General features: G+C 67.8%; 5 protein-coding genes. 1 reads left to right on the top strand and 4 read right to left on the bottom strand.

Annotation, left to right across the window (positions count from 1 at the left end):
• Positions 1–315: 315 nt before the first annotated feature.
• Positions 316–636, bottom strand: coding sequence for a ribbon-helix-helix domain-containing protein (locus tag AC066Y_RS39725; protein WP_092124081.1), 321 nt, complete (start codon positions 634–636; stop codon positions 316–318).
• Positions 637–868: 232 nt separating this feature from the next.
• On the opposite strand from AC066Y_RS39725, the gene mutL reads away from it, so the two are divergent.
• Complete coding sequence (mutL, locus tag AC066Y_RS39720; RefSeq protein ID WP_478278606.1) at positions 869–2686, top strand: DNA mismatch repair endonuclease MutL; 1818 nt, start codon at positions 869–871, stop codon at positions 2684–2686.
• A 182-nt stretch (positions 2687–2868) separates the two neighbouring features.
• On the opposite strand, the gene AC066Y_RS39715 is transcribed toward mutL, so the two are convergent.
• The 3 genes from AC066Y_RS39715 to AC066Y_RS39705 form a co-directional block, all read right to left on the bottom strand.
• The gene (locus AC066Y_RS39715) at positions 2869–3492 is read right to left on the bottom strand and encodes a hypothetical protein (protein WP_478278605.1); all 624 of its coding nucleotides are present in this window, start codon (positions 3490–3492) and stop codon (positions 2869–2871) included.
• Between the two features lie 94 nt (positions 3493–3586).
• Positions 3587–4144, bottom strand: coding sequence for a 16S rRNA (guanine(966)-N(2))-methyltransferase RsmD (gene rsmD, locus AC066Y_RS39710; protein WP_478278604.1), 558 nt, complete (start codon positions 4142–4144; stop codon positions 3587–3589).
• A gap of 6 nt (positions 4145–4150) precedes the next feature.
• A complete protein-coding gene (locus AC066Y_RS39705; RefSeq protein WP_478278603.1) occupies positions 4151–6289 on the bottom strand; it encodes a pseudouridine synthase in 2139 nt (712 codons plus the stop codon).
• Positions 6290–6381 lie beyond the last annotated feature (92 nt).

The following is a 6381-nucleotide window of genomic DNA, read 5'->3' as shown; positions in this document are numbered from 1 at the left end:
TCATGGCGAGTGTGGCGGCCCGGATGCGCGGAGGGTGGGTGTCAGCAACCGAATCCTACGCCACCTCAGCGGCTTACGCCACGCTCGCCAGCCTCTCAACAAGCCGCTGATGAATAAGACGGGCTAGAGCGTTTTCGAGCGAAGTGGGCACCGGTTCGCGTGAAGAAAACGCGTCGAAACAAGAAGCTGGAGCTTCGGTTCTGATTCAACAAGACCGAAGCTCTAGCAAGAAAATCCAGTTCCCCTCTCACTGAAGCGGCCTTGCCCAACAGGACAAGGCCGCTTTTTCTTCCTGTGTGATGGGTCGGCGCGACGCTATTCCGCGGCATCCATGATCGCCGCCGTCTCGCGATAATCCGAAGCGACCGCCGGCGCATTCGCCCTGGCACGGTAGATCAGGCAGGAGCACCGCAACAGCGACGCGAAATTGTTCACCTCGCCGTGATGGTCGAGCACCTCGTTGTGCAGGGTGGTGAGGAACTTGGCCAAGCTCATGCCTTCCTTGGCCGCGATCTCCTCGAGCGTGTCCCAGAACGACATTTCCAACCGGATCGAGGTGCAATGACCGTCGATCCGCAGCGATCTGGTCTGCGATTCATAGTCACGCTGCGGCTGGTGCGCGAAAAGATGGCACATGGCGTTCCTCCGGCGAGAACTTATAATTTTTCTAAACGATATACCTGTGCGTGCGGCCCCACAATCGCGACGTAGGGGGTAACGCGCCAAGCGCTGAAGACGAGCGTCTTCAAGGCGATAGGCCGGAATCATCCCCAACGCGCAGGTGATGGCCCCAGCCCTCCCATGCATTTGCCGGCGCGGCGACTTATAGTAACCGCAAGCTTCGAATCGCTTTCCCAACGTTCAATCCATGCCCGTCCGCCAGCTTCCAGAACAGCTCGTCAACCGCATCGCCGCCGGCGAAGTGGTCGAACGCCCTGCGAGCGTCGTCAAGGAACTGGTCGAGAACGCGATCGACGCCGGCGCGAGCCGGATCGACGTATTCACCGACGGCGGCGGGCGGCGGCGGATCGGCATCACCGACGACGGCGGCGGCATGACGCGCACCGACCTCGCGCTCGCGGTCGATCGCCACGCCACCTCGAAGCTCGACGACGAAGACCTGTTGCGCATCCGCACGCTCGGGTTTCGCGGCGAGGCGCTGCCGTCGATCGGCGCGGTGGCGAAGCTCGGCATCACCACGCGCCATGCCAGCGAGCCGCATGCCTGGTCGCTGTCGGTCGAGGGCGGCGAGAAGTCGGAGGTCATGCCCGCCGCGCTCGGCCAGGGCACCCGCGTCGAGGTCAACGAACTCTTCTACGCAACGCCGGCACGGCTGAAATTCCTCAAGACCGACCGCACCGAGGCGGAGGCGATCCGCGAGGTGGTGCGGCGTCTCGGCATGGCGCGGCCCGATATCGCCTTCACGCTGGCCGGCGAAGAGCGTGCGCCGGTCACCTGGGCCGCCGCGCTGCCCGGCGCGGCCGGCCGCCTGACCCGGCTCGGCGATATCCTCGGCGCAGACTTTCGCGCCAGCGCGATCGAGGTGCGCGCCGAGCGCGAGGGCGTCGTGGTCGAGGGCTTTGCCGCCGCGCCGTCGCTGACCCGCGCCAATGCGCTCGGGCAATATCTGTTCGTCAACGGCCGCCCGGTGCGCGACAAGCTGATCCTCGGCGCCGTGCGCGCGGCCTATTCCGACTATCTGCCGCGCGACCGCCATCCCGTGGTGGCGCTGTTCGTCACCTGCGACCCGCAGGAGGTCGACGCCAATGTGCATCCGGCCAAGACCGAGGTGCGCTTTCGCAATGCCGGCCTGGTGCGCGCGCTGATCGTGCACGCTCTGAAGGATGGCCTTGCGCGCGAGGGCAAGCGCACCGCGGCCAACACCGCCGATGGCGCCGCGCTCTCGGCGTTCCGCCCCGCCTTAACGCCGCCGCGCCCGGGCAATTGGGACTGGCGCGGCTCGCCGTCCTATCCGGTCAATCCGCTGCGCGCGTTCGAAGGCGCGGCGGCGCCGGCCTTCACCGAGCCTGGACAGGCCACCTTCGACGTCGGCACGCCGACCGCCGATGTCCGCTTCGAGGCTGCGGTCGCGCCCGATCTGCTCGACCGGCCGCTCGGCGCCGCGCGCACCCAGATCCACGAGACCTATATCGTCTCGCAGACCCGCGACGGTCTGATCGTGGTGGACCAGCACGCGGCGCACGAGCGCATCGTCTATGAGAGACTGAAGGCCTCGCTGGCGAAGAACGGCGTGCAGCGGCAGATCCTCTTGATCCCCGAGATCGTCGAGCTCGATGAGGCGACCGTCGAGAAGCTGCTCGATCGCGCCGAAGAGCTGGCATCGTTCGGGCTCGCGATCGAGTCCTTCGGCCCCGGCGCGGTCGCGGTGCGCGAGACGCCCTCGCTGCTCGGCAAGGCCAATGCGGCCGGGCTGCTGCGCGACCTCGCCGAACATATGGCCGAGTGGGACGAGGCGCTGCCGCTGGAGCGCCGGCTGATGCACGTCGCCGCCACCATGGCCTGCCACGGCTCGGTCCGCGCCGGGAGACGCCTCAAGCCGGAAGAGATGAACGCGCTGCTGCGCGAGATGGAAGACACGCCGAACTCCGGCCAGTGCAACCACGGCCGGCCGACCTATGTCGAATTGAAGCTGACCGATATCGAGAAGCTGTTCGGGCGGCGGTAGTCTCTATCCCCGTCGTCCCGGGCAAGCCAGCGGGTCGGCGCAAAGCGCCGCCCGATGACAGGCTCCGCGCGACCCATAACCACGAATGCCTCCTTTGACAAAGGCTGGGGCCCCAGCGTGCTTTCAACACACTTTCGTGGTTATCGCTCCCTGCCTTCGCAGGGACGACAGATCAGGGCATCCTACGAATCCTTGCGTGCGAAGACCTGCAACGCCGTGCGAAGCTGCACAATCCATTCGTCGCCGTCCTCGTACCCGCCTGCCGCGATCCGCGTGCAGACCTGATCGAGATTTTCACCGCTGGATGAAGCCTGGTCTTTTGCAAGTTGCCGGACGATCGCGGCATAGCCATCCGTCAGCAGCACGAGGCCGGGCGCGCTCGCTGCAACATACTGCTCCCGCGCCTCGCGGAAGAGCTGCGAGGCCTCGTGGTATCGACCGAGCGCCAGATCGAACGCTCCCACCATCCAGACGCCCGTTGCCTCGCGCAACGGTCCGAGCTCCAGGGTCCGCACCAGCCCGAGCGAGCGTTCTGCAAGCTCGCGCGCGGCGAGCAGATTATCCGGGCTGATCGGCTTGTCGGAAACGCTCCAGCCCGGCCAACAATCGGCGGCGGCGTTGAACGTCCACCGCTGAACCATCGTGAGCGCTTCACGCGCGTCGCCATCCTGCGCGCCACAACCGCGCTCGATCTGATCGGCGGCATCGCGCGCGGCTGCAAGCAGCGCTGCGTCATCACCCGCACGACGCAACGCCTTGACGTGCGTCTCCAGCTGACCGGCCAGTCCGGCAAGAGTGTCGGCCATGGTTCGCAATCCGCAAACGGCGTTGAATCAGTCTTGGGGTGGAGAAGGCGCAACCACCATAGAGTCAGCGGATGACGCTGACACCAATGCGCCCCTACACTTTTTCGCGAAGGAACACGAACTCGGTGTCGTCATAGGCGCGCCGCTCGAGCTCCTCGAACCCTTCGGGCGCCGCGAATGCCGCGGCCTTCGCCTCCTCGACCACGAGCAGCGCGCCCGGCGTCAGCCAGCCGCCGTCGCGCAGCGAGGCCAGCGCCTTGTCGGCGAGCCCCTTGCCGTAGGGCGGATCGAGAAACACCAGCGAGAACGGCTCGACCGGATGCGCAGGTCCGAGATCGGTGGCATCGCGGCGATAGACCTTGGTCGTCCCGCCAAGGCCGAGCGTCTCGACATTGTTGCGCAGCAGCGCCCGCGCCTCGGCGCCGTTGTCGACGAACAGCGCGAACTTCGCGCCGCGCGACACCGCCTCGATGCCGAGCGCGCCGGTGCCGGCAAACAGATCGAGCACGCGCGCATCCTCGATCGGATTGTCGTAGGCGTGGACGAGGATATTGAACACGGACTCGCGCAGGCGGTCCGCGGTCGGACGGATCTCGCGGCCCGACGGCGACGCGAGATTGCGGCCCTTCAGCCTGCCCCCGACGACGCGCATCGACCGTTACTCGTCCTTCGGCGTGAGATCGCGCTTGCCGTGATAGCCGCGCTTGGGCCGGCGCGGCGGGCCGTAGCCGTTGGCCTCGTCCTCGTTGCGGGCGCGGGCTTCCTCGCTGCCGGTGCGTTGCACCAGCACGCGGCGGCCCTTGCGGTCGTTGATCGTTTCGCGCTTGGTGGGCTTCGGCTTCCTGGCGGGCGCATCGTCGCCGTCGGCGGCGTCGCGCTGCTCCGGCCGCGTGAAGTCCGCACCTGCGACCTTGGCGATCTTCTCGCCGAGCTGCTCGCGCAGCACCCGCGTCTTGACCTCCTCGACCTTGCCCTCCTCGAGCTCGCCGAGCTGGAACGGGCCGTAGGAGATCCGGATCAGCCGGTTCACCTCGAGCCCGAGATGCGCCATCACGTTGCGCACTTCGCGGTTCTTGCCCTCGCGGATCGCGAACACCACCCAGACGTTGGCGCTCTGGTCGCGCTCCAGCGTCGCGTCGATCGGCCCGTATTTGACGCCGTCGACCTCGACGCCGTCCTTGAGCTGGTCGAGCTGGCCCTGCGTCACCTCGCCATGCGCACGCACGCGGTAGCGCCGCAGCCATCCGGTGTCGGGATGCTCCAGCGTCCGCGCTAGGCCGCCGTCATTGGTGAGCAGCAGCAGGCCCTCGGTGTTGAAATCGAGCCGGCCGATCGAGATCAGCCGCGGCAGGCCCTCGGGCAGATTGTCGAACACGGTCGGCCGTCCCTCTGGATCGGCATGCGTCGTCATCAGCCCGCGCGGCTTGTGATACATGAACAGCCGCGTCCGCTCGCGCGGCGGCAACGGCTTGCCGTCGACCGCCACGACATCGTTCTCGGTGATATCGAGCGCCGGCGAGTTGATCACGCGTCCGTTGACCGTGACGCGGCCCTGGGTGACGATCTCCTCGGCATCGCGGCGCGAGGCGAGGCCGGCGCGCGCCAGCACCTTGGCGATGCGCTCGCCCGCCTTCTTCGGCTTCGGCTCGGGCCGCTCGCGGCGGTCATCGTAGGAGCGCTCGCGATAGGCACCGCGACCGCCGAACGCCGGCCGCTTGGCAAAGACCTTGCTATCGTCCTCGTTCTCGCGGCGCGGCCGATCACCGAAACGGCCTTCGCTGCGCGGATGCTCCTGCCAGTCGGTACGGCCTTCGGGGCGCTCGCGGCGACGATCGCCGGCTCCTTCGTCACGACCCCCGGAGTCGTCCTTGCGATCCCAGCGCGGCCGGCCGAACTTGGGCCGCTCGTGGCGATCGCCCTGCTCGCGATCGTCGCGGGAACGCGAGAACCGCGGCCGCTCGCCGCCGCCGCGATCGTCGCGCGGCCTGTCGAAATTGCGCGGGCCGTCGCGGAACGGACGCGAACCACGCTCCGGACGATCGGAGCCGCCCTCACGCTTCTGCCACGGCTTGGACTCGCCGCGCGGCGGCCGGTCGCCAAAGTCCTTGCGCGGGCCGCGATCGCCGCCGCGATCCGCCGCACCGCGCTTGAACTTGCTGTCGCCGCCGAATTTCCGTGCGGGCCGGTCGCCGTCGCGCGAAGGACGGTCGCCGAACGATCGCTCGCCACGCGGCGTATAGGGCCGCTTCTCGCCGTCGCGTTCGCGCGGCGCGTAAGGCTTCCGGTCGCCAAACTTCCGATCGGAAGACCGCCCCGCCGGACGGGCGTCATCGCGATCGCGCCGCGGCGCGCGGTCGTCGCGATTGTAGTTCGGGCGGTCGCCACGGGGCGTGTAGGGACGCTTTTCGCCGCCGCGATCTTCGCGCGGCTTGAACGAACGCTTTTCGCCATCGCGGCCGCGATCAAATCTTGGCCGGTCTTCGCGCGGCTTGAAGGTGCGCTTCTCGCCATCGCCGTCACGCGCTGGCCGATCGCGGAACGGCCGGTCGCCACGGGGGCGATCGTCGCGGTTGAACCTCGGCTTGTCGCCGAACTCGCGGCGCGGCGGACGGTCCTCGCGATCGCCGCGATAGGGCCGCTTCTCGCCATCGCCCTTGCCGGCAAACTTCTTGTCGCCAAAGCCGCGCTTGGCAAATTTCTTGTCCGGTCCACGGGCGGCACCGGAGCGGCCCTTGCCACCGCCGGGCCGATCACGCCGGCCGCGGGAGTCGTTGTTTTTGTCGCTGTCGCGGGGCATGAATAATCTCGCTGGACGTTCAATTGGGGTGCAAGGGCAGCCGGGCGTACGCGCCCTGTTGGCAGCGCATTTGACGCAAAACCGGCATCCAC

The sequence above is a fragment of the Bradyrhizobium sp. USDA3010 genome, from assembly GCF_056429065.1.
This window is presented reverse-complemented; position numbering and strand designations above follow the sequence as displayed.